The sequence below is a fragment of the Yersinia bercovieri ATCC 43970 genome, from assembly GCF_013282745.1.
GTDB classification, from domain to species: Bacteria; Pseudomonadota; Gammaproteobacteria; order Enterobacterales; family Enterobacteriaceae; genus Yersinia; species Yersinia bercovieri.
Genome location: NZ_CP054044.1, coordinates 3206389 through 3232061, shown reverse-complemented (window position 1 = coordinate 3232061; position 25673 = coordinate 3206389). Strand labels below are relative to the sequence as shown.

Here is a 25673-nt window from a genome sequence, read left to right as displayed (position 1 = left end):
GAAAAATAGCTATGCCGTACTTCACGGTCAGTGTTGTTTTGCATAATGCAGTGGAAGGTGATTATGAGGTTCTGAATAAGAAAATGAGTGATGCGGGATTTACCCGTCTCATTGGCAGGGAGAAGATATATAAATTACCTGAAGGAGAGTTCAATTACGGAAGTGGCACATTAAACAAGCAAGAAGTGGCTGATTTAGCACTAAAAATTGCTGAAGAGATAAGGTTTATCCCCTCAATATTAGTGACTGAATCTGGTGGGCGAACCTGGCGAAACCTGGATCTAAAATAGCCCCACGATATTTTAAATATAAAAGACCACAAATTTGACTTAAGTTAATTTCTGACGCTACACCAGGGTATTTCTCTACTGTTATATATTATAAAAACAATATCATTTTTATAAGTGAGATGGCATTAGGCTATATTGCGCCTTTAACTAGTCAACATGAATGGCGATACGTTAAATATAATTTTCGGCCCAAACGCGCTCAGGCCGAGCTGCAATAGCCTATTTACTCGCCATCACTCGTAACGACTGGCATTTCTGCGGCAGACACTTCCGCTTTGCGGCGATGTAGCGCGATAACAAAATCTGTTTCGCAGATAAATGTGCGACGTGCGGCCAGCTCCTGCCCAGTTTCAATGGCGGCGCGCCAGGCAAATGGTGTCATCTGCAATAAGTTAAAACCCTGCTTACCACTTAGCTTCATTTCATAGCTCAGCGTTTCACGGCTGACCAATTCAAAACCCTCCAGGGACTCTTCAGTATCATCATGCAGTTGCACTTCAGCATAAATCAGCGCTTTTAACTGATAGAGATGGCGCGGCCCAGGTGCAACTGTGACCACAATACCGCCGGGTTTCACGGTGCGCGCCAACTCGCTCGCTTTGCAGGGGGCATAAATACGCAATACCGCATCAAGAGAGTGGCTGGCAAAGGGTAATCTGTGGCTCGAGGCCACACAGAAATTCACTTGTTGATAGCGTTTAGCGCCATACCTAATGGCCACTTTTGCCACGTCTAATCCAAAAACAGAGATCTGGCGCTGTCGATTTAACTGATCGGCCACCGCCGCGGTGTAATAGCCTTCACCACAACCAATATCAAGTAACATGATCGCATCCAGCGGTAATGCCGAATCCAGAATTTCACACACCCGCTGCTGCAAAGGCTGATAATAGCCCGCATCAAGAAATGCCCGCCGCGCCTGCATCATCTCTGGGCTATCGCCCGGTTGCTTCGAACCTTTATGCTGCACCGGCATTAAATTGACGTAACCCTCTTTGGCGCAATCAAACTGATGGTTATTGCTGCAACGCCACTGTTGTAGGCTTGGTAGCAAGGCTTGATGACAAAGGGGGCACTGATAAGACATGGTTGAGTTCCAGATAACAGATGATTAACCGCCAGCATCACCGGCGGAGGCGTCGTTAGTCTAAAGAAGCCGTTCTACGGTTGCAAGCCACTGTTTCGCCCGTGGAACCACAACCTTAATAAGAAAAGGCGACTAGTCATTCAATTCAAAAGCGGTTTACACTGTGTGGCGTACTTTTTCCTTATTAGGTAAGCCCATGATCGATTTTTCACCCCAGTTGAGTCGAATCCCCACCATCTGCCACGGGTTTGGCAATAAATTAGCGCTATTACCTGACAGCCTCCAACCTTATCGGGCATCACAACCCAATAAAAAACAGGTACATGGCACCAGAATTGTCGATGTAACAGAGCCTGGGCAAGAGTGTGGCGAAGCTGATGGCCTCTATACCACCCACGCGGGCATTTTGTTAACGGTATTGACGGCGGATTGCCTGCCGGTCATTTTCAGTCATCGACAGGGGAGAGGCATTGCGGTGGTCCATGCTGGCTGGCGTGGGCTGTTAGATGGCATTATCTTAAAGATGGTGGAACGTATTGCCCGCGATGACGATCCGGCTAATTGGCTGGCCGCCATTGGCCCCGCGGCGCGCTCCTGCTGTTATGAGGTCAATGAAGAGCTAGTTGAGCAATTTGTTAACCGATTACCGCTGGCAAAAAATATTATTTCTCCCCGCTTTCGTCACCTCAATTTGGCGGCCATCGCTGAGCACCAATTGCGTGGCGCGGGCATTCATCAGGTTGACCGGGTCGGCGGTTGTACTATATGCACCACAGTGCCTGACGAATCGGATGCCAATAAGCATCATTTCAAGTACACCAGTTTTCGCCGCACCAGCCAGCAGCAGGCTATTGACCCTACCCACCCCGGCATTAAAGGCCGTAATCACTATTCCGGCTTAATCATCCTGGCTAAATAAGCTGATTCGAGTTGTGGTGCCAACAAATCGGGATAGGGGCTGATCTCACAACCAGCCTCCTCCCACACCACCGTACATACGGGGCCGTATACGGCGGTTCGGTTATGTTGATCGTCGCCTTCCTATAACTCTGGCAGGCCCAGTCTGACGAACAGGTTATTGGGAAGTGCTATGTTCAGCGCCGGGCTACAGCTCACCCGCCACTGTTTATGGCAACTTCCCACCGTCTGCGCCGAGAGGTCTTTGCTAACCCCGCGATTGTGCAGCTCTTTATAACGCTTGCCGCCCGTTTTCCACTGTTTCCAGAGGACACTCCGCAGCCTGCGCCTTATCCACCCGTTCAGCTCTCTTATCAGCGATGGCCACTCGTTCAGCCTGTAGTAGCTTTTCCAGCCCGTCATATATCGCTTTAACGGCTCGATTAGCTGCTCCAGGCTTCTGCCCGTGTTACGTCCCGTCAGTTCCCTTATCCGCGTTTTGAACCGCTTCACCGATCCCGGCGACACCACGCACCACACTTTCCTGCCCCTTATGAAGCTGTAACCCAGGAACTTACGCGACTCCGGATGCGCCACTGCGCTCTTCTTCGCATTCACCTTCAGCTTCAGTTTACGGCTCAGCCAGTGCGTCAGCCCCGCCATCACACGATTGCCTGCACGTTCGCTTTTCACATACACATTACAGTCGTCTGCATAACGGGCGAACTTCAGGCCGCGTTTCTCCAGTTCCTTATCGAAGTCATCCAGCAGCAGATTCGATAACAACGGCGACAGCGGGCCGCCCTGCGGCGTCCCTTCTGTCACCGGCCTTACCAGACCGGCTTCCATCACGCCTGCATTCAGGAACCTGCGGATAAGTGACAGCACCCGTTTATCCGACACCCGTTTCGCTATCCGGCTCATCAGTACATCGTGGTTCACCCGGTCGAAGAACTTCTCCAGATCGAGATCGACCACCCAGTGATACCCGGACCCAATATATTCATGAGCCTGTTTCACAGCCTGATGGGCAGAGCGCCCGGGGCGGAACCCGTAGCTGCTGTCGCTGAACGACGCATCCCACTGCATCTGCAACACCTGCATCATCGCCTGCTGGATAAAACGATCCACCACCGTCGGGATACCCAGCAGACGTTCGCCGCCGCAGGGTTTCGGGATGGTCACTCTTCTTACAGGGGATGGGCGATAGCTGCCGGACAGCAGTTGCGCTTTCAGTTCGGGCCAGTGGTGTTTCAGGTACTCCGGCAGTTCGCTTACGCTCATGCCGTCGGCTCCCGCCGCACCTTTATTGGCCTTCACTCTTTTCAGGGCTTGCCTGAGATTGACGGGTTCACAGATGGCTTCCATCAGCCACGCTGTTGACGACGGACTTTCTCTGGTCGTCGGTGCCTGCCCGGTTTCAGCCCCCCGGGAACCGGCGTCCGGGGCTTCACCCCTTCTTCGGGCTTCAGGGCCGCGATGCGTTTTCTGCTGCATGACCGTTCAGAACCTCCGCTGATACTCGTCACTCATTACCGTTCGGGCCTTCAGACGTCACGTCCTACTATGCCCTCTGCTGACTCCTGTCCACCGGTCAGCGCACCTTACGATGCACTCAGTTCTGAATACAGAACGCCGGACAGGCCTCCCGGGGTAAGCTCAGCCGCTTTCACCACACACCTGCCCAATCTACCACCCCGGCTCTTGATGGTTATGGCCTTCGCAATCACATGCTTGCTCCGCCAGTCGGGTAGGCCTTATATCGGGTTTCTGTCCGTCAGGTCATGGTTTTGCTCCACGCTTCCTTCAGACCCCGCCTCACGACGACGCCCTTGCGCTTCACTAGTCCTTCGCCACCATCAGGCTGGACAGGGGACTTTCACCCCCGAGCTGCTGAGCATGCCCGGCACACACGAAAAAACCCGCACAAAGGCGGGTTTTTAACAGCAAAAGAGCTGATTAGATTGCAGTAACGTTTACTGCAGACGGACCTTTCTGACCGTCTTGGATTTCGAACTCTACGTTCTGGCCTTCAGCCAGGGTTTTGAAGCCATTACCCTGGATTGCAGAGAAGTGTACGAACACATCTTTGCTGCCGTCAGCTGGAGTGATGAAACCGAAACCTTTAGACTCGTTGAACCACTTAACTTGACCTTTGATCTTTGCCATCTTGAGTATTTCCTTTGGATTGTTTAACTCGCCCGTAGGCGTTTACATAGACAAACTAGAGTCGTTACTGCTTGAGGCACTAAGATAAGGATCGGCAGAGAAGCGGTATTCAACGCTAACGTCTTTACTCAGAACTTCTTTACTGAAAATGCCACACATATACAGAACTGTACCTCGTTTTACCCATATGCGTTATCACATACTCTGTATTCGATGGCAAGCCATTTTTAATCAAGGGTGAACCTGTCGCACATATTTGAATCTGTTGTTCAGAAAGAGTGCTTAAATATGCTAAATTTTGTTGAAGGTCATCGTATTTTCTGCTCTATTTTTTTATACTGTCTTATCCCGCTCTCTTGCTGGTTTTTAACATTTAAGCTAACAATTTTTATAATATTGCTTACCTAGATGCCTCATGATTTGCCATGTTATGCAAATGACCAAAAGTGTGTTGGTATAAAATTTATTAGCATTAAATATATAATAATTGAATATATGAACTCTTTGCTCTAGCCACTGGCTCTCCCCTGCTCACGACCATTCCCACCTCATACGACATAACTAACCCCTTACTTAACCTCAGGTTATATCATCGACCCTGCCTCCCGCATGAAGAGCTAACTATCTTATTTCTCGACATGACATAAAAGGTTGTGCGGCAACTATCACAAACTGAAAAAAATAGAGCCTGCCATAGGCAAATAGAGGTAAAAATATAACCAACAATGAGAATAACTTAATGACTCAAAGTTTTTCTTATTGAGTCATCAGAGTGCAGTTATTCATTAATGATGAACCGGAACGCACCAGAAAGGTGCGCACCCACTTTATATTAGCTGTATAAATATATAAAAAAACACGCTACTTTAGTCAACTTAATCTGACGAATTTTGATAGCTTCTGCTGGCAATTTGTGCTGGAAACAATAATTTAAGATATTTCTTGATGCCTCTAAATTAAAACGCAATTACTCTAGCGCATAAGCTAAGATTGTATTTCATCTTTTCGTTATAGAACCATTTAAGTTTGGGGCTATAACCTCTGTTTAATTAAAACCAACTTATAAGTCATCATTACTTTTGATAGGCATATAGATTATCTGATGCATTGATGTCTTATTTCGCCTTATCAGCATCAGAGATCTAAATTATGAATTACACGTATATTATCAGCAGCTGCTTTCTGAGTAGTTTGTGGTGGGGCCAAGTTTCAATTGCGCTGGCGGGGGATATCAATCCTCCGGCTCAGACATCGATAGATCAGCAGCTTAAACCACAGGCGAACAACAGCAACCTGTGGCAGCGCCTGATAAACAACATCACACTCGCCTGGGACTCTCCTGAGCAAGAGCTCTATATCCCACTCAATACGTGGCATAACCGCAGGACTTACGATGCTGACAAGATAGCATCATACAATGAGCGTCCATGGGGTATCGGCTATGGTAAATATCGCTATGATGAAGATAACAACTGGCACTCGGTGTATGCCATGGTGTTTATGGATTCGCATAATGAAGTTGAACCCATAATAGGTTATGGCTATCAAAAAATGTGGATCCCTGGGGAGATGAGTGGCTGGCGTTTCGGAGCGGGCTTTACTGCCAGTATTACCGCACGTCATGAATATCTTTACATTCCTATACCATTACCCTTGCCACTTCTTTCTATTGAATATAATAAGTTTTCGCTACAAACCACCTATATCCCCGGCACTTATAATAATGGAAATGTGCTTTTTACCTGGATGCGCTGGCAATTCTAATTAGATACATTATTTAATCAATTAAGCCATATAATAAAAGTGGTTATATGCTGCAATTAAGAATTAATCTCAATTAACCTTAAGCGCACCAGAAAGGGGCAACCACATTGCGTATTAAAGCCCGCCACATAACAGATAATTGACTTAATTGAGTGCTGATAATCTAAACACTGCGAATCAGTTGTCGAGCGAAATAGCCGGGCTTTCACTATCACTTATTGCCCGGCTATTTTAACTGCGCCGTAGTCCCATCAGGCGATGTTTGAATCATCAGTTTTTATCTGACAGCGCTTATGTTTACGCCGTGTCAGCATGAAACCACACCACAATAGCGCGATCCACACCGGCATCATCAAGACTGAAATCTGAATGCCATCAGTGAGGTACATGATGACCAGAATCAGCGACAAGAACAGCAGACAGAGGTAATTACCGTAAGGATACCATAGCGCCTTAAAGCGTGGTTCCGTGCCCTCCTGCACTTTAGCGGCACGAAACTTTAAGTGAGCCAGGCAAATCATCACCCAGTTAATCACCAGTGTTGAGACCACCAGCGCCATAAGCAGCTCAAAGGCTTTACCAGGCATCACATAGTTGATCACCACGCCCGCAGAGGTCGCCAGCGCCGAGAGCGCGATAGACAAGATAGGCACCCCACGCCGATTAACTTTGGTCAATAACTTAGGTGCATTTCCCTGTGAGGCCAGACCAAACAGCATTCGGCTATTGCAATACACACCGCTGTTGTAGACTGATAATGCCGCGGTCAAGACCACCACATTCAGGATAGTCGCCACCAGTTGGCTATCCAGCGCATGGAAAATCATCACAAAAGGACTCCCCCCCTCAACAACCTTACCCCATGGGTAAAGGGAGAGCAGAACCGCTAATGAACCGATATAAAAAATAAGGATACGATAGACCACTTGATTGGTCGCTTTAGGGATGCTGTGGTGTGGATCTTCCGCTTCTGCAGCAGTGATGCCCACCATCTCCAAGCCACCGAAAGAGAACATAATCACCGCCATCGCCATCACCAAACCGCTAATACCGTGGGGCATAAAACCGCCCTGCGCCCAGAGGTTAGTAACAGAGGCATCCGGGCCACCGGTTCCAGAGGCCAGAAGATAGGCCCCGAACACTATCATACCGATAATGGCGACAACTTTGATGATAGCGAACCAGAATTCCGTTTCACCATACAGCCGGACATTCACTAAATTGATAGCATTTATCAGGACAAAGAATATTGCCGCAGAAACCCATGTTGGAATTTCCGGCCACCAATATTGAATATAGATACCTACCGCAGTCAACTCCGCCATACCGACGAGAATAAACATCGCCCAGTAGTTCCAGCCAGATAAGAACCCAGCGAAATCGCCCCAATATTTATAAGCAAAGTGACTAAATGAGCCGGCAACCGGCTCCTCAACCACCATCTCGCCCAGTTGTCGCATAATAAGAAATGCAATAAAGCCGCCGATGGCATAGCCCAATATCACCGAGGGGCCGGCCATCTTAATGGTCTGAGCGATCCCCAGAAACAGCCCGGTACCAATTGCGCCACCCAGCGCAATCAGTTGAATATGGCGATTTTTTAAACCGCGTTTTAGTGTTGAATCCTGCAACTGCTGTTCCATCCTGTCCTCTGCCGCACCTATCCCCCACTAGCGTGGTAAACAGTGCCTGATAAATGAATCTGCGGCGGTTTTTTAACACTTAAAACTGATTGCATCAAGGATAAAGGTGGTTAGTGAACGATAGGAGAGGCACCAATCAGTTTACGTTATATAAACCCCTGTTGATGCTAGCCGTCGAGAGTTTGACTCTCATTCAGGGCTATACTGCGGACATGCCACATAACTTACTCAGATTGCGGGCACCAATCATCAATGTGGCCACATATGACTGACGTCGGGTGACCACTTCAACCGCAACGCGATTATTCTTATAGCGGATAAGATAAGTTGAAGGCCAGCCCTGACGCCGCTCGCCGTAAGATTTTTGATGGTGGTCAATTGCCGCATGAGCAATAACCAGATGTGATAAATTTGAATCCCCTTTAATAATACGTTTCATCATCAGCTCCACGAAAGTCGTTAAAGAACTTCTTACCGTTTGTTATTCCCGCCACTTAATGCGCGAGGGGTATTCACTCTTGCTGAAAATTATCGATATGGGTACGAAGTGGCATCGTTAATTAAGCTTCCTGACTCAACAAATAGCAGATCATTGCCGCACGCAATGGGCTTTGGCTATAAGCTTGCCACTCGCCCCGTGGGTTAGTGATTCGGGCATTCCACTGATTATTATCATCAATTTCTGGCGAGTAGAGGCCAATTTTATTGGCATAGATGATAGGCCATGCATCAATTGGGTTTTTGCAGTAATCCTTACCTTTAATACCACCGTAGGGATACCACTTATCTGGTTCTTCACCGGTAAGCAACGCAATGCTTCTGTTTACTTCACTATCACTCTCTTCATACCATTTAATCATCCGAATCACCGTTATCTTAAAAAGTTCTGGCTACATTACGGCGAAAATAAGACAAATTTATGACAGTCAACACGGTTTATTTCGGCTTGATAAAGAGGACGTTAAAATCTGCAGGAGGAGGAAAAGCGCGAGGTCTCTCGACTCAATATAGGCAAGTGCCTACTGGATTGAATATCACTCTGACACGTCCTTGCGGCAGCGCCAGAGTCTAAATGAGTTTAGCGCTCAGGAATAAAGCCTTTAAAATCGAGAGGAGAAACTATATCACTGTCATTTTGCTCATCACTGCTGCCAGTGGCGTTGACTAATAATGCTTTAAGCAACTCTGTTTGCTGTTTCTGCTGTTCGACCATCTCTTGCAGCAGATGAATTTGTTCATTGGCTCGCACACTGGCACGGCTCAAAAAGAACCAAACTATCAAGAAAAAAATGACAGTAAACAGTGACAGTGCGATTGGGACGACACCTAGCCCGCCCATATTGGTCTCTAACATTGACTCCCCTATTACATGCGTGACGAAGAGAGTATCTTATCACTCTGCCCACAACAAAGGTGAATCTAGAGGGCGATTAACTGTTAATAGTGGTAACAGTTAAAAATAGTTACGTACTGAAACTATAACAAGAGTAGCCAGCAGCACTTACCATGGAATAATCGAAGTAATAGTACAAATACCCGTTGCGAAAGTTCCCCCTTGATCGCAATAGCTATCAAGGGCTAATAGATAAAACAAGCAACAAACGGCAATGATCCCTACCGTTGCGACAAGTTTTTTTATGTTCAAATCAGGCACCTTCTTCACTGTTTTTTTAAATTATACTGGATCGAACATCAACCATTTATAGCCAATATGTAATTACTAATGTCACTATCGCCCTATGACACTACTTTAACTAGAGTTTTTACTGTTTCGTCTTATAAATCAATATAATTTAGGATTTTTACTATTAATTAACACACTATTATAAGCTAAAATATTAAATATATGCACAACATAATAAGTAAAACTAATTACATGGAGTGACTACATGAGTTTATTCAGACTGTTTTTGGTAGCAGCAATCATATATCTTGGCCTACTCTTTTCAGGTTATGGTGTCCTTATCGGTAGTGAGAAGAACGCGGCAGGCCTGGGTTTACAGTGTAAGTACCTAACAGCCAGAAATATCGTCACCGCTCAATTTATAAACGGCGAAAATGGCCTCATTGGTGTCAGTAACTGCCCATTAGTGAAAAAAATAGGTAACAACATATTTGAATAATCAATCTGCGGGTTTGCTATTAACCCGCGGACTATTTTACCCATTACTGGTGGAAATACCCGCCGCAGCGTTGATTTGCATGCTATATGCGGATAAATCACTCAGCATAAATAGCTAATCAACTATTTTTGTGTAAATTTCATATCAATCAATGCAATTGCTTTCTCAACTGCACGTTTAGTCACCGGATCAGCACCTGCTGGATGGGTTGAGAAATCAATAGATTTCAGCTGCTGTGACATTTTATCCCGCACCTCAGTTGGTGCGATAATATCAATTACATCAAGAAGTTGCTTAATCACCAGTTGGCAAGCAACCAGATCAGAGACCAGTTCTTGGTCATTAGTGAACATATCAGACATCAGTAATTCCTTCACAGTAATATCGTGTAAGAGTATCATGCTGCCGAGAATATTTCTTTATCCTCTCGTGTCATATCACCACCTGACGATCAACTGATCAAAATTATCGCTGGCTCATTAATCAACGGAGATTAATGGTATTGGGCGCTAAATAAGTTGGCGGATTGATTATATTATATACAAAATAGGTTGTCGGAATACGACTTATCATCATGCTGCAAAGAGTTGGATATAAAAAAACCAGGTACGATTATCATCAGTTACCTGGTTCTAGGGATAAATCATTGCATCTATGCCGTTCACAATATTCCTAATCTCACAGTTCATCACCTCCTGCGCCTTTACCTTTATGCAGGACCATCACTGGCATCTTTAGAAAAACGGTTACACCAACAACCGCTATCAGAGTCATAATCACTGTTATCAACATGCGATCACCTCATCATTTTTAATTTCTATTTTTCCAAACTCAACCTTCTACCCTCGGGATACACCCCTTCCAGATGACACTACCCTTTTACTATGGCACCAGAAAACTCTTTTGCAAATACTCCCTGAAAACTCTTTATGTCCCATCTCGTGTCGTAGCGGATAATTTGGTGTTTTGTGTTGTTCGATTCAACTTGTGTATACTGCACTACTCCTAACCTGAAAAAACAGACTAAATAATGTCACAAGAAAATCATCTCGCGTTAGTCTGCGCCCTCAGTAAATGGGTCGAAACCCATCTAGGGCGAGTTATCTACCTCGAAGAGTTAGCCGTATACTCAGGCTACTCACTTTGGCATATGCAGAAAATATTTAAAGAAGTGACCGGAATATCATTAGGTAAGTACATTAGGGAGAGGCGCTTAGCAGGTGCGGTTTATCAACTAAGAAGCAGTGATAGCACCATTTTTGACATTGCTTTGGACTTTGGCTTTGGTTCTCAGTCACACTTTACTTATATGTTCAGAAAACGTTACGGCATAACGCCCTATGATTTTAGGCAAAATACGGATATTGATCTTAATATCGCACTGCCCTTGCATGCCATTCACCAGAAACTGGCATAGTCGGCCAAAGGCCCCGCTATTTGCCTGAAGTTATCCCATCGTTATTCGGCGAATATCAACTCTTTTTGTAGCAATTCTGCACATCAATGGGTTGTGCTTCGTTACGCTGGCGATCAGCCATATAGGTCATAACAAACATGGTGCTAACCACAATCAACGCGGCCAACAGCAAACCAATCAGTGCAATGACTTTATTGTCATCAAACAGGCCCTTATCCATACATTCTCCCTAATTTCTATGGCAAGTCAGATTAACCATAGGATCACAATCAACGTTATTGCAATCAGCAAACATGATGTTGTTAGTAAAACCACGAGCGCAAATTGCGCATCGCCAATCCCTGCCAGGTAATCGCCATTTTTGGTGACATTTTGTTGTTTTTTCAAATTGATGCCTGCTGGTGAATACGCACCTGTCATGACCGTGCATTAAAATTTTGCACTTTTTATTGGCTGCATTTTATTAAATACCGCGCCAAAACCAACTTAATAGCAGGCCACTCCAACGCGATCCTGTCGTAGTCTGACTTATAGATCAAGCCCATCCATTGTAAAGTTAGGGGCATCCTCCTGACACATTAAAATTGATTATGTATCACCCCCCTTTTTAGATCGACATTAACCATCCGATCACACCGAAATTATTCCGGTTGCCAGGCTATATAGCGCCACAGCGGCAGCGAAAATGGCTACGGCAAAAAGGCATTTCTCGATAGGGGTAAATATTGGCTTATTCTGCTCACGTTTAGCGATAATAAACAACACGGTACCGGGGCCGTATATCACCGCTGACAATAAGATATATTTCAAACCACCAGCATAGACCATCAATATGGCATACAGTGTGGCAATCAATGCAAAAATAAAATCTTTCCGCTGATCAACTGAACCTGTCGGGTAGGTTTCTCGCGTCCAGGCTAATTTCAATCCATAGGCGGCAACCAGCAGATAAGGGATCAAAACCAACGAACTGGTTAACTCCAGTGCGAGCTGGAATGCATACTCAGTAAAAAGCGTAACAATTAAGAATAATTGGATAAAAATATTCGACATCCAAACCGCAGCAGAGGGCACACCTCGCTTATTTTCAGTCGTAAATACCCGAGGCATGATATTACTTTTAGCGGCCGAATAGAGTGCTTCCGCCGCCAAAAGCGTCCAAGAGAGATAGGCGCCCATCACCGAAATAATGAGTCCAATACTGATAAATATGGCCCCCCAGCGACCGACAATATGCTCTAACACACCAGCCATTGAAGGTTGACGTAAAGCCGCGAGGTCTGGGCGCAGCAACACACCATAGGATAGCATAGTGACTAAAACCAGCAGGCATAGTACACCAATAAACCCTAACACCGTCGCAATACCAACATGTTTTCTCTCTTTGGCATAGCGGGAATATACACTCGCCCCTTCGATGCCAACAAAAACAAATACCGTGACTAGCATGGTGCTACGAACTTGCGAAAAGAGAGACTCAGAACCAGCACCTATTTCTAATGCAGCATGTCCCGTATAACCATAATCATCAAGATGGCTGAGATCACCAATGGCCCCCAGAGGTTGAGTTCCCCAGAAGTTTAATGCGAAGGTATCAGTATGAAATGCAAATGCCAGCACGATGACAAAAATAAATATCGGAATAACCTTGGCGAAAGTGGCAATGGTATTAATCGCGGCAGCTTCTTTGATGCCACGTAACACCATAAAATGGAAACTCCATAAAATTAATGAGGCAATTAACACGGCGGACAGGGTATTGCCATCGCCAAATAGCGGGAAAAAGGCGCCCAATGTCGATTTGATCAAAACAAAATAGGAGACGCTGCCAATACACGCCCCAGACCAGAAACCGATAGCTGAAGCAAAACCAGCATAATCACCGAATCCTGTCTTGGCATAAATATAAACGCCGGAATCTAAATCCGGTTTACGCTGGGCTAAAGTTTGAAAAACAAAAGCCAGTGTCAGCATACCACCCCCCGCAATTATCCAGGCGATGATAGCGCCGAAGCCCCCCGTGGCGCGGCCAAATGTGGCAGGTAAAGAGAAAATACCGGCACCAATCATTGAACCAACAACAAGTGAGGTTAATGACCATAGTGACAATTTTTTATTTGATGAGGCCGCCATTTTCATTCCCATTAACAATAGCTAATTTAATATAAAATAGGTTAACCTAATACGAGATTAAGTCCTATAGATGCTCTCAGTAAAAATGTGAACTTCCGTTAAAAGTTGAATATTGATAGTTTGAGTATAACAAGAGAAAATAATGCACCTAGCCGTCACTCTGAGGATATCGTGCATTGATTGGGGTTGAATTCAGTTGAGCGGTAGCCTATTAGATAGCCATTTTGGCATCATAATACGCTACCTATTTAACCCTATTTGCAGGGCACTCTAGCCAATCAGATTTTTAATCAAATAATAGCGATGATACTCATCTACGACATTTTCTAGTGCCATTTTCAATTGATAGCCATGCTTTTCATAAAAAGGCCGTGCTTGAAAACTGAATGTATCGACTTGGGCAAATTTACATCCCCGCTGTAGCGCCTCCTGTTCTACGCTCCGCATTAATTTACTGCCAGCACCGGTATGGCGTAATGTCTCTGACACCCACAGTAATTCAATACTCAGGTAATTACCTAATGTATAGCCAGTAATCCCCCCTAACTTCTCCCCCTGCTCACCGGTGATAAAAACAGCTAATGGTTTGCGGCTCTTGTCGCCAACAAAATCACGATTAAAGGTTCTCAATCCCGCCATAATTTCTGCAACATCTTCAGTCGTTGGGGTATCCGTCATCGTCAACTTCATTGTCACTACTCCTCGCTATGATCACACTAACATGGTTCAATTTTATCTTTTTTCTAGCCTATTTTCGCAGATAAGAGTTTTATTATTGGCGAATAATTGACAAAAATAAATGCTATTAATAACCATTTGCATTTATAATACTGGCACTGTTTTTTATATTTGTACCAATACCCCTCTGTAATTGTAAGGATGTCTCAATGCTCCGCCGTTTCTTCTCTTATTACACCCCATATAAAGGGCTTTTCTATCTGGATTTCGGCTGTGCCATTCTTGCCGGGCTGCTGGAGCTGAGCTTCCCGATGGCGGTAAAATTGTTTATCGATAAGTTGCTGCCAAATCAGGATTGGGTGTTAATTGTCTGGGCAGCAGCGGGCCTGTTAATGATTTATCTGCTAAATACCGCGCTAATGGCGATCGTTAACTACTGGGGCCATGCACTCGGGGTCGGCATCGAAACAGATATGCGCCGTCAGGCATTCAGCCATCTGCAAAAGCTCTCTTTTAGCTATTACGACAATGTGAAGACCGGGCATATCATTACCCATGTCACAAAAGACCTTGAAGAGGTTGGGGAAATTGCCCATCACGGCCCAGAAGATCTTTTTATTGCCGTCATGACCTTTATTGGTGCATTTATCCTAATGGCATCCGTTCATCTGCCACTCGCCATGCTCACTATCATTATCGTGCCGTTTATGACCTATCTGGTCAGTCGCTACGGCTCACAAATGACCGAGACTTGGCGCAAGTTATTTGGCCAGGTGGGCAATTTTAATGCCCGGATTGAAGAGAGCATCGGTGGTATTCGCGTGGTGAAAGCCTTTGCCAACGAATCCCACGAAAAGAAATTGTTCGCCAAAGATAACGAAAACTACCGCATCACTAAGTTGCGGGCTTACCGCATTATGACCACTAGCATGACCATGAGCTATCTAAGTACCCGTTTGGTGCAGTTGATTGTGATGGTAGCGGGCACTTGGTACGTGGTTCATGACCAGTTAAGTTACGGCGGATTTGTCGGTTTTCTGTTGCTAGTTGAAGTCTTTTTCCGCCCGGTGGCGAAAATAACCTCAGTGCTGGAGAGCTATCCTAAAGGTATCGCTGGATTCAAACGATTCACTCAACTGATTGATACACTGCCCGATATTGTCGATCAACCCAATGCGCGTCCAGTAGGCCAGCTGCGTGGCGATATTTGTTACCAGAATGTCAGTTTTGGTTATTCACCGCAGAATAAAATTTTCACCCATTTGAATCTGCAAATCCGCGCGGGGGAAACCGTGGCATTCGTCGGGCCATCTGGGGCCGGTAAGACCACATTATGCTCCTTACTGCCCCGCTTCTACGAACTCGATGGTGGTACAATCACTATCGACGGTATCAATATTCGTGATATGACCCAGCAGTCACTGCGTAATAATATTGGTATTGTGCAGCAGGATGTTTTCTTATTCGGCGGCTCTATTCGTGAGAATATTGCCTATGGCAAGCTGGAGGCCAGTGACGACGAAATCATGGCTGCCGCACAGCAAGCTCGACTCGATGAGTTGATTGAAAGCCTGCCTGATGGCCTCGATACCGTTGTTGGTGAGCGTGGTGTGAAATTATCTGGTGGTCAGAAGCAGCGCCTATCTATTGCGCGCATCTTCCTGAAAAACCCACCGATTTTGATTTTGGATGAGGCAACATCGGCGCTAGATACCGCCACAGAACAAGCTATCCAGCTCGCGCTCACTGAACTCTCTCAGGGCCGAACCACGTTGGTGATTGCTCACCGCTTAGCCACCATTCAAAATGCCGACCGCATCATTGTGGTCGATAAAGAAGGGATTGTTGAGCAAGGGGGTCATCACGAGCTGCTCGCCCGTCAAGGGGCCTATGCCAAATTGCATAATGCCCAGTTCAGTGCAGCTTGATGCAGTGTAAAAACCCACCCGCAGATGGGCGTGAATGATAAACTGGAGGAAAATTCAGCCAAAGCCATTCCATCGCGGGCTTAAATAGGGTACAAGGACGCCATGAAAATTCCAAAACGAATCCAACCGCTGGTTGATGACGGCTTGGTTGACGAAGTCATCCGTCGTTTGAAAAGTGGCAAAGAAGCTGATGTCTATGTTGTCCGTTGTGGGCAGGATATCCGCTGCGCTAAAGTTTACAAAGAAGCTGAGAACCGTAGTTTCAAACAGGCGGTTCAATATCAGGAGGGGCGCAAGGTTCGCAATAGCCGTGACGCCCGCGCCATGGCCAAGGGATCTAAATTTGGTCGTAAGCAGCAGGAAGAGACCTGGCAAACCGCCGAGGTTGATGCACTGTATCTGCTCGCTAACGCTGGTGTTCGCGTGCCACAACCCTATGCATGTCTTGATGGTGTTTTGCTGATGGAGTTAGTCACCGATGCCGACGGCCTTGCGGCCCCGCGCCTCAGCGACGTCCCCTTTAGCAAAGAGCAAGCCCTGATTGACCATGGGGTGATGATCCAATATGTGGTGCGAATGCTTTGTGCCGGTTTGGTCCATGGTGACCTATCAGAGTTTAATGTCTTAATCGACAAAGATGGGCCGGTCATTATCGATTTGCCACAAGCGGTCAATGCCGCAGCCAACAACCACGCTAAAGCCATGCTACAACGTGATGTTGCGAACATGACCCATTATTACGGTCAATACGCGCCTGAGCTACTTGGCCGTAAATATGCCAAAGAGATGTGGGCGCTCTATGAAGATGGTAAGTTGCATCCTGAGACCCAACTGACCGGTGAGTTTGCCGAGAGTACAGAAGCGGCAGATGTTGAGGGGGTACTTGAGGAGATTAACGCGGTTATCGCCGAAGAGCAGGAACGTCTGCGTGAAGCCCAAGATCCATATTAATCCGTTACCCTAGGCTAATCTGCAGCAACAACAATAAAGGGGCAGGTGAAATACTACACCAGGCTATTTCGCCCGCCCTACTTGCCCCAACCTTTTTATTCATTCAATTTAACCCACAAACAGGTTTAGCGCTTATGCGTGTGATTTACCGACGGTGCATATACTGTACGGCCATATGATCAGAGGCGTAGGTCAGTAAAGCGGCAATAAGCGGCACTGTCATCATGCCCCCTACAGCACCTCCCTGGTTCAACCTGCCTATCACGGCATAATCTATTGTGCCATTAGACTGGTGTGTGGCTCGATTAGGGGATGCTATCTGATAGGGATGGGTTAATTGCGGTTTTAGCTGCTTAAGAGAAGCCTCTAACTCATCAGAAGAGCGATTATAATCCCCCATCACAACCCATGTGGCTGCCGGTCTATTCGGCTGCACCGTACTCGTCATATAATTGTCTATAAATTGAATGATTTGTGGTGCTTCATTATTCCTTGCAGCTCTGGCATGTATAGTGAAAAAATAGTCGTCACCAATACGAATACCCAATGTTGGCCGGGTATTATCACCTATTGCCATCGGCGGTATAATAAGCACTTCATCTGCCCGAACTCGGGAAACCAGGGCTAGATTGATGCGCGATGCCGCATCAGTTCGCCCATTATCAAACTGATAAATATAAAAATCCCTGGGGCGAGTGCTTGAACCTAAATTTAGAATAAACTCTTTCACCATATTTGGATTCACCCCTCCGCTACCGGGATTTATTTTAGTTGTACTGCCCCCAGCAAGTGAAGTTATCAATGATTTCACATTTGCCCGAGGAATTCTTCTCACTATCTCTGGGTGTTGACCCGCTGATATGGGTAAAACGATAGCACTTGGCGGTGCCGCTCCGGTTTCTTGCAAAGCAACAATATCTATTTCATTAATGTTCAACATTCCGGCAACCCCAGTCACCCACTTAGAATTACTACCATAACCACTTTGTGCACCCTGCATATTCCATGAAGCCAATTTATAATCAGTAACATCCCCATGGGCTGCCAGAAATTGCAGTGAAAAGCTATAAGCGCACACCTTAAATAATCGTCTCATCTTTTATCCATTATATAATAATGCTAAGGTTCTAAGGGGGGAATAATAGCCCAATAAAAACCCTTATCCGTTCTATCACAAACATCACTGTAGATCGAATAATAGCGAATACCAGAGCTCATATAAATGCACTCGTTATTATGAGCAAACTTAATTAATATGGCGCCAGTATCGATCAACTCAAAATTAAATTTTTGCTTTGAATGAACGCTGGTACAGGTATGTTCTACAACCTGATAACCTGTACCATAGTGTTGAAGACATAATTGCGAATTTTGATTGGAAAAAGAGATCGTCCCATCGTTGTTATATGATACCGCCCAGTTAGCATTAGCTCTCCAGTCTCCTGATAAATTATGGGCATAATCAGCCCATATATATTGATTCACCCCACTATTATGGCTGTATATCACGGCGCCATGATTAACATTATAAATAGATTTGTATATTACTTTGCTCGATGCACTTGCATGATTTGTTAATAATGCCACTGATATGATAAATATATTTTTTATCGAAATAAATCTATTTAGCTCCTTATTCATATCACTACTCCTTTGTAAAAAAGCTCATCTTGCAAGCTAGACTAAGTATAGAAATAGTGAAATTTTAATTTTTGTTACGCGCCTACTCTTTATTGGCTAGAAACACCCGATTGACTTGCTCCACAAGCTCCTAATATTCAGCTCACTATTATCGTTTCAATGCGGTTTTTCCCCGAGGCTTTCGCGCGATATAGTGCTTTATCCGCCGCATCTGATAAGTCCATTGCGGCAATATGCTCATCTGGAGCGGAGATCGAAGCCACGCCAACACTAATGGTCACTCGCCCTTGCGGTGACATCCCATGGGGAATATCTAACTCCTCAATAGAGTGACGCATACGTTCCGCAATGGCTTTCGCATCAGCCGGGGTGCTAGGTGCCAGCAAGACGATAAACTCCTCGCCGCCATAACGGGCCAAAATATCTGAGCCGCCACGAATTGATTTTGACAAAGTTTCGACAATGGATTTCAAGCAAACATCCCCCATCGCATGTCCATAGAGATCGTTAAAACTTTTGAAATTGTCAAAATCGATCATCAATACCGACAATGTCCCCCCCTCAATGCGATTCTTCTGCCAAATGTGCTGATAGAGGTCATCAAAGTGACGACGATTCGCCACCCCAGTCAGCACATCAGTTTGTGACAACGCTTTGAGGATCGACTCAGACTGCTTAAGCTCCGTAATATCAAAAAATGAGCCATACCAGATCACGGAGCCATCATCCTGACGGGTTGGGAAAGACTCGCCATGGATCCAATGTGTCCCTTTCCCCGGCAATATTACGCGGAAATCACAGCGCCAGACGGAGAGATTTTGCTGCGAAAGGATCACCGCCTGTCTTAATATCTCTATATCATCAGTATGAACCCGGCTAAATAGCGGATTTATCTCTCTCGGCACATACAAAACATCGTCTGGTGACAGATCAAATATTTTTCGCACCCCTTCACTGCAATATTTAAAATAGGAGTCACCCTCGGAATTTAAATAATAAGCATAAATCATCGCCGGCAGATTTTTAGTGAGCCGATCCATCATCTGCTTACTCTCTTCCAACGCTATCAGCAGGGATTTTCTTTCTGACACATCCGCAATGACACTGATATAGCCAACAGTATTGCTATTATCGGATGTTATTTCGTGGACACTGAGTGCCCCCCAAAATCGTTTACCATCTTTACGTTGATAACACCACTCACTGGCATCGCGGCGGTTAAGCAATAAGTAATCCAGCTCAGCCTGCGCCTCGCCATTTTCTGGAATACGTAAAATATCCCGAATAGGATGCCCCAGCACCTCATCTTTCGAGTAGCCAAACATTCTCTCTGCGCCCACATTAAATATCGTGATGCGGTTATTCAGATCGGTGGTAATGATGGCGACCTGTTTTTCGGCATTTAGCAAAACATCCAGTTGAAGATTAGATAATTCATCATTCCCATTCTCTCTCTTCACTGGTTCGCCTTTATGGTGCCGACCAAAGACTTTTTTGATCATGGCACTCAGCTGGTTATGATAAAAAGAGAATAAAGACATAGATATAAATCACCTATTATTCAAAAAGTAATAACAAAAAAGTTAAAATATAGCTAATCCAATAAATACTACCAATAGCGACTAAATAAATTATAACATATAGTATTGAGTCGGTGTAGGTTTGGCGTATTGCTACCGACTATTAGATAAGCACTGACATTCAACTTGATAAAATCATTACAAATCCTGCCAAGAAAACTGAAGTAACAATCCGTTAGGCTGGAGGCCAACCATCTCATGATGGCAAACACGACTGCCTGCCACCACCATCAGATAAAAAACCCGAGGTTAGAGCGACATAATTATTAGCCTAGCTAATTCGGTGGTAAAAGTAGATAACTTGAAAATTTCACTTTCCTTTATCTGCTTTCTATTATGTGCTTAATTACCAGTCAATATATTATAAATCAATAAATCATAATAGCAGTTTGCCTTTCTCATTAGACTTATTAATATTCAGCGAAGAGTTAACCATAGACTTTACTACTCAAGTATAGAAATCAAAAAGATAGCACTCAAAACTTAAGTTTCATAATAAATTTAATTATCATTCACCTGCTAAATTATCTATTATGCTGGAAAAATATAGTTTTATATTCCATGCTAAACTATGAGAAGAAAACCTCTCACTCACGCATTAATAATACCAGCTGAAATATAATGGATAGATAAGGAAGTAACCATGTTTTATAAATCTCTGCTTAATATTATCATTGCAATACTCTCACTCGCAGCAATTAATACCGTATTTGCTGCATCATCTCCTACTATACCTAGCGATATGACATGTAAGGAGTTCCTTGATCTTAATCCGAAAAGTATGACACCTGTGGCTTTCTGGATCATTAATCAGGATACCCAGTATAAGAAAGGAGATACTCTCGATTTTCAGGAGGTCGATACGATTTATACACCCAAGGTGATTGAGATGTGTAAAAAAACACCCGATAAAAAGGTGGCTGAGATGAAGAAAGAGATTGAGGAGGCGACCAACAAGAAGCCAATGTAATATCATCCCTAGCCCCACGCTGGGTAAGTGGGGCTATCATTACTCTTGGTAACGATGAGGAGTAACCATGCTTAAAAAATTGATGGCGCTTTTCACTATCAGCCGCAGCCCATCATTTAACGGCAAAAGCCCTAATGATGAATAAACTCAATGCCATATAGTCCACCAATGGCATTAATCGTCTCAAGTAAATGAGCGCCATCAGCCTGCGCTAACGCGGTTTCCCCCTCTTCTTCATGCCCTAATTGCCACTGGGGAAGTGCGGAAAACCATGCAATTATCTTAGTCATTGTCACCTCTGCGTACTCTCAAATGGGCCGAACTGCTTATTTAAGAGTAGACGCTGAATCGGACAATAAATGAACTAATCATTATTGCTTTGAATATGCAGAATTTAGATATTACAAAACCGACTTGGGATAGCGATTTAGAATTTATCATTTTATTGATGCCCGCTAGCGGTCAAGACGCTATCTTTAGCTGATATTCCCCCCTAAAGGAGTTTCGCATGTTTGTTGTCAGCCTGACTTACCACCAACCTATCGCGATTGCGATTCTGACCGCTGTTGCCTTTGCTCCATAATGCGATGCAGATTCGCCTCCAGCCAGACTGTCAGCCCCTCCACCTGCTCCTGAACCTCCCTTCCCAACGGCGTCAGCTTATATTCCACATGTGGCGGCACGACTGGATATGCGATGCGCTCGACAAAGCCATCTTCTTCGAGATTTTGCAGGGTTTGCGCCAACATTTTCTCACTGACACCACCAATCTTGCGTCTTAGCGCACTAAAACGCAGGATTTCGTTGCTTAATGCAATCAGCACCAAGACCCCCCAGCGGCTGGTGATCCGCTTGAGTATCTCTCTTGAAGGACAATCGGCATTGAGCAATTCACCACGCCGGAGTTGTTCCGGAAATGACATATTGTTGTTCAAATTTTGCGGCTCCACTATTTTTATACTAACCTTTTGGTGCGTACTTACTTAAAGTTAGTATATTGCATATGATGCTGCTAAGGGCGAATTTTTGACGAATATTCCCTTTTATTCCGAACAAAAAGTTCGCCACCTGATTCTACAACATCAATCTGGAGCCTTATTATGATCGCAGTAACCGGTGCCACAGGCCAATTGGGCCGCCTTGTTATCAACGCATTGCTTAAAAAAGTGCCTGCCAGTGAAATCATTGCCACTGTCCGCAGCCCTGAAAAGGCCAGCGACCTGGCAGCATCAGGGATTGAAATCCGTAAAGCCGACTATAGTCAGCCCGCCACCTTGGATAGCGCGTTTCAGGGGGTTGATAAACTGCTGCTAATCTCATCCAGTGAAGTGGGGCAACGTGTTGCCCAACATACTGCGGTGATTGAGGCGGCCAAACGTGCAGGGGTCAAACTCTTGGCCTATACCAGCTTGCTACATGCCGATAAATCCCCCCTGGGATTAGGTGAAGAGCACCGCGCAACAGAAGCATTATTACGTGCTTCCGGCCTGCCGGTGGTGTTACTGCGCAACGGCTGGTACACCGAAAACTATGCCGCAAGTATTGCGCCCGCCTTGGCCCACGGTGCATTTATCGGATCAGTAGGCGATGGCCGTATCGCCTCAGCCACACGCGAAGATTATGCACAAGCGGCGGCGGTGGTACTAACCCAAGAAAATCAGGCCGGTAAAATTTATGAGTTAGCTGGCGATGAGAGCTATACGCTGGCTGAATTCTCAGCAGAGATTGCCCGTCAGTCAGGTAAGCCCGTGGTGTACCAAGATTTGTCTGAAGCGGATTTCCGCCAGGCCCTGATTGGCGCCGGGTTACCAGAGGGTTTCGCCAGCCTGCTAGCCGATTCTGATGCCGGAGCCGCCAAAGGTGGCTTATTTGATGACAGCCATACATTGAGCAAACTTATTGGCCGCCCGACAACCCCTTACGCGAAAGTGATTGCCGCAACACTGGCAGCTGTTTAAACCTTCCCACCATGCTAATGACCAGTAACCTGCGGGCGACTGGTTTTTTTTATATGAGATAAATTTTACCCCTTATTTCGCTTTGCCAGTGCCAGCGTCAGATCGTCGATAATCTCATCAATAGGCACAAATGGTCGGCAGAGAATAGGTATTACACTGGCACTTTCGATATCATACGAGCCATCACACTCACCCGCTGACTCTCTTAAGATAGCTGAATGTAATCATCCATCACTCTCAATTGATGGCGGAAGTTATAACGCACACTGATTAAATTAGCTGTAACAAATAGTTATTGTGAACTTCATATTTGATAAACATTGTAAATAAAAACCATCTAAACGTGATATTTTTTAACTTTTCAGTAAAATAGCGCCTATTAACCTCATAAAATGAGGCAATAAAATCACATTAGCCAATTCATTCAATAAACTCATCAATTGATGGTTAGTATCATCAAAACACATAAATACAACTCATTGATACTTAAAACTTTAACAAAAAAATCTATTTTAAAAATGGCACGTCTTAAATTTTAAACAAAAAGTAAACTCATCTAACCATTCGTCAACAGAATATAAAAATGCTCCAAATAAGTGCAGAAGCACTAATAATCAGCACTAACATTGGGCATTAATAAATTAATGAATAAAAGTATAAAGTTTTATCTTATCGGGCCGATTACCCTAAGCAATTGTTGTCTTCATCTGTTATTCGGGAACTCCCCCAATTTACTGAGGTTATTATGAGAGTGAACAAGCCTGTCAGTCGGCAGGAGTATCCCATTGATCGCGATACCACCTTGCAATCGACTACCGATACGCACGGCAACATCGCCTATGCTAACGCCGCATTTGTTCGCGCCAGTGGTTTTGAATATCAGGATTTACTTGGTCAACCACACAATATTGTGCGGCACCCTGATATGCCACCAGCCGCTTTTGCCGATATGTGGCAGACCCTGAATGCCGGGCTTTCCTGGTCATCACTAGTGAAAAACCGCCGTCAGAATGGCGACTATTATTGGGTACGCGCTAATGCCACCCCGCTACGCCATAATGGTCGCTTGACCGGTTATATCTCCGTGCGCATCGCGCCGACCCGTGAAGAGGTTAAGCAAGCAGAAGCCCTGTACGCTGATTTTAACTCCGGCAAGGCCAGGCAGCGCCACATCAGGCTATATCGTGGATTGATTGTACGCTCTGGCTGGCTCTCATGGATGTCACTGTTCCAAACGCTGTCATTACGATGGCGTTTGCGCGGTGCATTACTGACCGCGGCGCTGCTACCGACTGTCGCTGCGGGCGTAATGGGTATGACAGGTTCACCGCTAGTGATACTGGGTGCGGTTACCCTTGCCAGCAGCATCATCACCGCATTGTGGCTGGAGCGCCAGGTCGCCCGCCCGATTGCCGCGATTTTGCAGCAAGCACAAGATGTCTCTTCCGGGCAAGCTGGTGACTATGTGCAGCTAAACCGCGTCGATGAGATAGGCTATCTGATGCGTAGCGTGAATCAATTGGGGCTAAATCTCCGCTCATTAACCGATGATGTTAGTGGTCAGGTTGATGGCATTAATACCGCTAGCAGTGAAATAGCCGCAGGAAATCGGGAGTTAAAAGTCCGCACTGAACAAGCGACGGCTAACTTGCAACACATCGTCAGCGCGACTGAACAATTAGTGGCAACCGTGCAAAACAGTGCCAATAGCGCCAATGAAACCACCTCGCTGGCAGCGATGAGCAGTCATGCTGCGGAACAAGGCAGCGAGTTAATGCACCAGGTGATTGAAACCATGGGGACGATTAATGACTCCAGCCATCGTATTGTCGACATCATTAGTGTGATTGAAGGCATCGCCTTCCAGACCAATATTCTGGCACTCAATGCCGCGGTTGAAGCCGCTCGGGCCGGAGAGCAAGGCCGGGGATTTGCGGTGGTCGCCAGTGAGGTTCGTCACCTGGCACAGCGCTCATCAACAGCAGCCAAAGAGATTAAGCACTTAATTGAAACCAGTGTAGAGCGGGTTCGCGATGGCAGCGCACTGGTACAAAATGCCGGTGCCACCATGGACAATATCGTCAAGCAGGCAGGTCAGGTCTCAACCTTAATCAGTGAGATCAGCACCTCAACCCATGAACAGACACAAGCACTTGGCCAAATTAGCCAATCGATTGGCCAGTTAGACCAAATGACACATCAGAATGCCGCCATGGTTGAACAGTATGCCGGCGCAGCGGAAGAGCTGGCCCACCGTACCCTGCGCCTGACAGCGGCGGTACGAATCTATCGGCCAGTAAAGTGAGATAACTATTTGATGGCACAATGCTGAAATAACGCCGATAAATTAAGGGATTATGCATAACCGCTACATTATCTGTTATGGCTTCCATGACAGTTAATTCATCTGTCATAGCAATAACTAGAAACCCCGTTATAGTGGA

At 45.5% G+C, this 25673-nt stretch carries 28 protein-coding genes; 10 read left to right on the top strand and 18 right to left on the bottom strand.

Translation table 11 applies throughout. The features are described 5' to 3' along the window. The first annotated feature begins 11 nt into the window (after positions 1–11). A complete protein-coding gene (locus tag HRK25_RS14605) occupies positions 12–290 on the top strand; it encodes a hypothetical protein (RefSeq protein ID WP_032897046.1) in 279 nt (92 codons plus the stop codon). A gap of 223 nt (positions 291–513) precedes the next feature. On the opposite strand, the gene rlmA is transcribed toward HRK25_RS14605, so the two are convergent. Continuing rightward, positions 514–1377 carry a 23S rRNA (guanine(745)-N(1))-methyltransferase gene (gene rlmA, locus HRK25_RS14600; RefSeq protein WP_032897048.1) on the bottom strand — a complete coding sequence of 288 codons (864 nt, stop codon included), beginning with the start codon at positions 1375–1377 and terminating at the stop codon, positions 514–516. Positions 1378–1573: 196 nt separating this feature from the next. Here rlmA and pgeF point away from each other — a divergent pair, with 196 nt between their 5' ends. Then, positions 1574–2296, top strand: a complete 723-nt coding sequence (gene pgeF / locus HRK25_RS14595) for a peptidoglycan editing factor PgeF (RefSeq protein ID WP_005272519.1) — start codon at positions 1574–1576, stop codon at positions 2294–2296. A 122-nt stretch (positions 2297–2418) separates the two neighbouring features. Here pgeF and ltrA read toward each other — a convergent pair whose 3' ends face one another. From ltrA to HRK25_RS14580, 3 genes are all read right to left on the bottom strand, one after another. Beyond that, complete coding sequence (gene ltrA, locus HRK25_RS14590; protein WP_054872105.1) at positions 2419–3771, bottom strand: group II intron reverse transcriptase/maturase; 1353 nt, start codon at positions 3769–3771, stop codon at positions 2419–2421. A 462-nt stretch (positions 3772–4233) separates the two neighbouring features. After that, positions 4234–4443 carry a transcription antiterminator/RNA stability regulator CspE gene (gene cspE, locus HRK25_RS14585; RefSeq protein WP_002221949.1) on the bottom strand — a complete coding sequence of 70 codons (210 nt, stop codon included), beginning with the start codon at positions 4441–4443 and terminating at the stop codon, positions 4234–4236. Between the two features lie 42 nt (positions 4444–4485). Beyond that, complete coding sequence (locus HRK25_RS14580; RefSeq protein WP_002211058.1) at positions 4486–4602, bottom strand: DUF2627 domain-containing protein; 117 nt, start codon at positions 4600–4602, stop codon at positions 4486–4488. Positions 4603–5592: 990 nt separating this feature from the next. Between HRK25_RS14580 and pagP the strand changes: the two genes are divergently transcribed. Continuing rightward, a complete protein-coding gene (gene pagP, locus HRK25_RS14575) occupies positions 5593–6207 on the top strand; it encodes a lipid IV(A) palmitoyltransferase PagP (RefSeq protein ID WP_032898747.1) in 615 nt (204 codons plus the stop codon). 251 nt (positions 6208–6458) lie between these two features. Here the strand turns inward: pagP and HRK25_RS14570 are convergent, their stop codons facing one another. The 5 genes from HRK25_RS14570 to mgrB form a co-directional block, all read right to left on the bottom strand. Then, on the bottom strand, positions 6459–7850 hold the full coding sequence (locus HRK25_RS14570; RefSeq protein ID WP_005278531.1) for an amino acid permease: 1392 nt from the start codon (positions 7848–7850) through the stop codon (positions 6459–6461). A 199-nt stretch (positions 7851–8049) separates the two neighbouring features. After that, positions 8050–8289 (bottom strand): DUF4060 family protein, encoded by a 240-nt coding sequence (locus HRK25_RS14565; protein WP_032898748.1) that lies wholly within the window; start codon positions 8287–8289, stop codon positions 8050–8052. Positions 8290–8410: 121 nt separating this feature from the next. Next, positions 8411–8710 (bottom strand): phage protein NinX family protein, encoded by a 300-nt coding sequence (locus tag HRK25_RS14560; RefSeq protein ID WP_005278535.1) that lies wholly within the window; start codon positions 8708–8710, stop codon positions 8411–8413. A 218-nt stretch (positions 8711–8928) separates the two neighbouring features. Next, a complete protein-coding gene (locus tag HRK25_RS14555; RefSeq protein ID WP_005278539.1) occupies positions 8929–9204 on the bottom strand; it encodes a YebO family protein in 276 nt (91 codons plus the stop codon). A gap of 147 nt (positions 9205–9351) precedes the next feature. Further along, positions 9352–9495 (bottom strand): PhoP/PhoQ regulatory lipoprotein MgrB, encoded by a 144-nt coding sequence (gene mgrB / locus HRK25_RS14550; protein WP_071984948.1) that lies wholly within the window; start codon positions 9493–9495, stop codon positions 9352–9354. A gap of 244 nt (positions 9496–9739) precedes the next feature. On the opposite strand from mgrB, the gene HRK25_RS14545 reads away from it, so the two are divergent. After that, the gene (locus HRK25_RS14545) at positions 9740–9973 is read left to right on the top strand and encodes a YobH family protein (RefSeq protein WP_032898751.1); all 234 of its coding nucleotides are present in this window, start codon (positions 9740–9742) and stop codon (positions 9971–9973) included. A gap of 122 nt (positions 9974–10095) precedes the next feature. On the opposite strand, the gene HRK25_RS14540 is transcribed toward HRK25_RS14545, so the two are convergent. Next, a complete protein-coding gene (locus tag HRK25_RS14540; protein ID WP_032898752.1) occupies positions 10096–10335 on the bottom strand; it encodes a DUF2766 family protein in 240 nt (79 codons plus the stop codon). Between the two features lie 668 nt (positions 10336–11003). Between HRK25_RS14540 and HRK25_RS14535 the strand changes: the two genes are divergently transcribed. Further along, a complete protein-coding gene (locus HRK25_RS14535) occupies positions 11004–11390 on the top strand; it encodes a helix-turn-helix domain-containing protein (RefSeq protein ID WP_032898754.1) in 387 nt (128 codons plus the stop codon). Positions 11391–11445: 55 nt separating this feature from the next. Here HRK25_RS14535 and HRK25_RS14530 read toward each other — a convergent pair whose 3' ends face one another. The 3 genes from HRK25_RS14530 to HRK25_RS14520 form a co-directional block, all read right to left on the bottom strand. Continuing rightward, positions 11446–11610, bottom strand: a complete 165-nt coding sequence (locus HRK25_RS14530) for a hypothetical protein (protein WP_005278549.1) — start codon at positions 11608–11610, stop codon at positions 11446–11448. Positions 11611–12020: 410 nt separating this feature from the next. After that, a complete protein-coding gene (locus tag HRK25_RS14525; RefSeq protein ID WP_032898757.1) occupies positions 12021–13523 on the bottom strand; it encodes an amino acid permease in 1503 nt (500 codons plus the stop codon). 270 nt (positions 13524–13793) lie between these two features. Then, the gene (locus tag HRK25_RS14520; protein ID WP_005278557.1) at positions 13794–14213 is read right to left on the bottom strand and encodes a GNAT family N-acetyltransferase; all 420 of its coding nucleotides are present in this window, start codon (positions 14211–14213) and stop codon (positions 13794–13796) included. 197 nt (positions 14214–14410) lie between these two features. Here HRK25_RS14520 and HRK25_RS14515 point away from each other — a divergent pair, with 197 nt between their 5' ends. Continuing rightward, complete coding sequence (locus HRK25_RS14515; protein WP_005278560.1) at positions 14411–16129, top strand: ABC transporter ATP-binding protein; 1719 nt, start codon at positions 14411–14413, stop codon at positions 16127–16129. 102 nt (positions 16130–16231) lie between these two features. Further along, positions 16232–17080 carry a PA4780 family RIO1-like protein kinase gene (locus HRK25_RS14510; protein WP_005278564.1) on the top strand — a complete coding sequence of 283 codons (849 nt, stop codon included), beginning with the start codon at positions 16232–16234 and terminating at the stop codon, positions 17078–17080. 145 nt (positions 17081–17225) lie between these two features. On the opposite strand, the gene HRK25_RS14505 is transcribed toward HRK25_RS14510, so the two are convergent. The 3 genes from HRK25_RS14505 to HRK25_RS14495 form a co-directional block, all read right to left on the bottom strand. Then, positions 17226–18176, bottom strand: a complete 951-nt coding sequence (locus HRK25_RS14505) for a cytolethal distending toxin subunit B family protein (protein WP_005278567.1) — start codon at positions 18174–18176, stop codon at positions 17226–17228. A gap of 23 nt (positions 18177–18199) precedes the next feature. Continuing rightward, positions 18200–18721, bottom strand: coding sequence for an RICIN domain-containing protein (locus tag HRK25_RS14500; protein ID WP_032898759.1), 522 nt, complete (start codon positions 18719–18721; stop codon positions 18200–18202). A 137-nt stretch (positions 18722–18858) separates the two neighbouring features. After that, positions 18859–20262, bottom strand: coding sequence for a sensor domain-containing diguanylate cyclase (locus HRK25_RS14495; protein ID WP_005278569.1), 1404 nt, complete (start codon positions 20260–20262; stop codon positions 18859–18861). A gap of 682 nt (positions 20263–20944) precedes the next feature. Here HRK25_RS14495 and hdeB point away from each other — a divergent pair. Further along, the gene (gene hdeB, locus HRK25_RS14490; RefSeq protein ID WP_032898760.1) at positions 20945–21271 is read left to right on the top strand and encodes an acid-activated periplasmic chaperone HdeB; all 327 of its coding nucleotides are present in this window, start codon (positions 20945–20947) and stop codon (positions 21269–21271) included. 131 nt (positions 21272–21402) lie between these two features. Here hdeB and HRK25_RS14485 read toward each other — a convergent pair whose 3' ends face one another. Further along, complete coding sequence (locus HRK25_RS14485) at positions 21403–21561, bottom strand: hypothetical protein (protein ID WP_005278574.1); 159 nt, start codon at positions 21559–21561, stop codon at positions 21403–21405. Positions 21562–21810: 249 nt separating this feature from the next. Next, a complete protein-coding gene (locus HRK25_RS14480; protein WP_032898765.1) occupies positions 21811–22206 on the bottom strand; it encodes a winged helix-turn-helix transcriptional regulator in 396 nt (131 codons plus the stop codon). 165 nt (positions 22207–22371) lie between these two features. On the opposite strand from HRK25_RS14480, the gene HRK25_RS14475 reads away from it, so the two are divergent. Continuing rightward, positions 22372–23229 carry an SDR family oxidoreductase gene (locus tag HRK25_RS14475; protein ID WP_005278580.1) on the top strand — a complete coding sequence of 286 codons (858 nt, stop codon included), beginning with the start codon at positions 22372–22374 and terminating at the stop codon, positions 23227–23229. Between the two features lie 745 nt (positions 23230–23974). Next, positions 23975–25534 carry a methyl-accepting chemotaxis protein gene (locus tag HRK25_RS14470; RefSeq protein ID WP_032898761.1) on the top strand — a complete coding sequence of 520 codons (1560 nt, stop codon included), beginning with the start codon at positions 23975–23977 and terminating at the stop codon, positions 25532–25534. Positions 25535–25673: the final 139 nt, after the last annotated feature.

What these genes read in the sequence shown, in the direction of transcription:
- HRK25_RS14605 (WP_032897046.1), top strand. Translation starts at nt 12, where the DNA reads ATGCCGTACTTCACGGTCAGTGTTGTTTTGCATAATGCAGTGGAAGGT.
- rlmA (WP_032897048.1), bottom strand. Translation starts at nt 1,377, where the DNA reads ATGTCTTATCAGTGCCCCCTTTGTCATCAAGCCTTGCTACCAAGCCTA.
- pgeF (WP_005272519.1), top strand. Translation starts at nt 1,574, where the DNA reads ATGATCGATTTTTCACCCCAGTTGAGTCGAATCCCCACCATCTGCCAC.
- ltrA (WP_054872105.1), bottom strand. Translation starts at nt 3,771, where the DNA reads ATGCAGCAGAAAACGCATCGCGGCCCTGAAGCCCGAAGAAGGGGTGAA.
- cspE (WP_002221949.1), bottom strand. Translation starts at nt 4,443, where the DNA reads ATGGCAAAGATCAAAGGTCAAGTTAAGTGGTTCAACGAGTCTAAAGGT.
- HRK25_RS14580 (WP_002211058.1), bottom strand. Translation starts at nt 4,602, where the DNA reads ATGTGTGGCATTTTCAGTAAAGAAGTTCTGAGTAAAGACGTTAGCGTT.
- pagP (WP_032898747.1), top strand. Translation starts at nt 5,593, where the DNA reads ATGAATTACACGTATATTATCAGCAGCTGCTTTCTGAGTAGTTTGTGG.
- HRK25_RS14570 (WP_005278531.1), bottom strand. Translation starts at nt 7,850, where the DNA reads ATGGAACAGCAGTTGCAGGATTCAACACTAAAACGCGGTTTAAAAAAT.
- HRK25_RS14565 (WP_032898748.1), bottom strand. Translation starts at nt 8,289, where the DNA reads ATGAAACGTATTATTAAAGGGGATTCAAATTTATCACATCTGGTTATT.
- HRK25_RS14560 (WP_005278535.1), bottom strand. Translation starts at nt 8,710, where the DNA reads ATGATTAAATGGTATGAAGAGAGTGATAGTGAAGTAAACAGAAGCATT.
- HRK25_RS14555 (WP_005278539.1), bottom strand. Translation starts at nt 9,204, where the DNA reads ATGTTAGAGACCAATATGGGCGGGCTAGGTGTCGTCCCAATCGCACTG.
- HRK25_RS14545 (WP_032898751.1), top strand. Translation starts at nt 9,740, where the DNA reads ATGAGTTTATTCAGACTGTTTTTGGTAGCAGCAATCATATATCTTGGC.
- HRK25_RS14540 (WP_032898752.1), bottom strand. Translation starts at nt 10,335, where the DNA reads ATGTCTGATATGTTCACTAATGACCAAGAACTGGTCTCTGATCTGGTT.
- HRK25_RS14535 (WP_032898754.1), top strand. Translation starts at nt 11,004, where the DNA reads ATGTCACAAGAAAATCATCTCGCGTTAGTCTGCGCCCTCAGTAAATGG.
- HRK25_RS14530 (WP_005278549.1), bottom strand. Translation starts at nt 11,610, where the DNA reads ATGGATAAGGGCCTGTTTGATGACAATAAAGTCATTGCACTGATTGGT.
- HRK25_RS14525 (WP_032898757.1), bottom strand. Translation starts at nt 13,523, where the DNA reads ATGGCGGCCTCATCAAATAAAAAATTGTCACTATGGTCATTAACCTCA.
- HRK25_RS14520 (WP_005278557.1), bottom strand. Translation starts at nt 14,213, where the DNA reads ATGAAGTTGACGATGACGGATACCCCAACGACTGAAGATGTTGCAGAA.
- HRK25_RS14515 (WP_005278560.1), top strand. Translation starts at nt 14,411, where the DNA reads ATGCTCCGCCGTTTCTTCTCTTATTACACCCCATATAAAGGGCTTTTC.
- HRK25_RS14510 (WP_005278564.1), top strand. Translation starts at nt 16,232, where the DNA reads ATGAAAATTCCAAAACGAATCCAACCGCTGGTTGATGACGGCTTGGTT.
- HRK25_RS14505 (WP_005278567.1), bottom strand. Translation starts at nt 18,176, where the DNA reads ATGAGACGATTATTTAAGGTGTGCGCTTATAGCTTTTCACTGCAATTT.
- HRK25_RS14500 (WP_032898759.1), bottom strand. Translation starts at nt 18,721, where the DNA reads ATGAATAAGGAGCTAAATAGATTTATTTCGATAAAAAATATATTTATC.
- HRK25_RS14495 (WP_005278569.1), bottom strand. Translation starts at nt 20,262, where the DNA reads ATGTCTTTATTCTCTTTTTATCATAACCAGCTGAGTGCCATGATCAAA.
- hdeB (WP_032898760.1), top strand. Translation starts at nt 20,945, where the DNA reads ATGTTTTATAAATCTCTGCTTAATATTATCATTGCAATACTCTCACTC.
- HRK25_RS14485 (WP_005278574.1), bottom strand. Translation starts at nt 21,561, where the DNA reads ATGACTAAGATAATTGCATGGTTTTCCGCACTTCCCCAGTGGCAATTA.
- HRK25_RS14475 (WP_005278580.1), top strand. Translation starts at nt 22,372, where the DNA reads ATGATCGCAGTAACCGGTGCCACAGGCCAATTGGGCCGCCTTGTTATC.
- HRK25_RS14470 (WP_032898761.1), top strand. Translation starts at nt 23,975, where the DNA reads ATGAGAGTGAACAAGCCTGTCAGTCGGCAGGAGTATCCCATTGATCGC.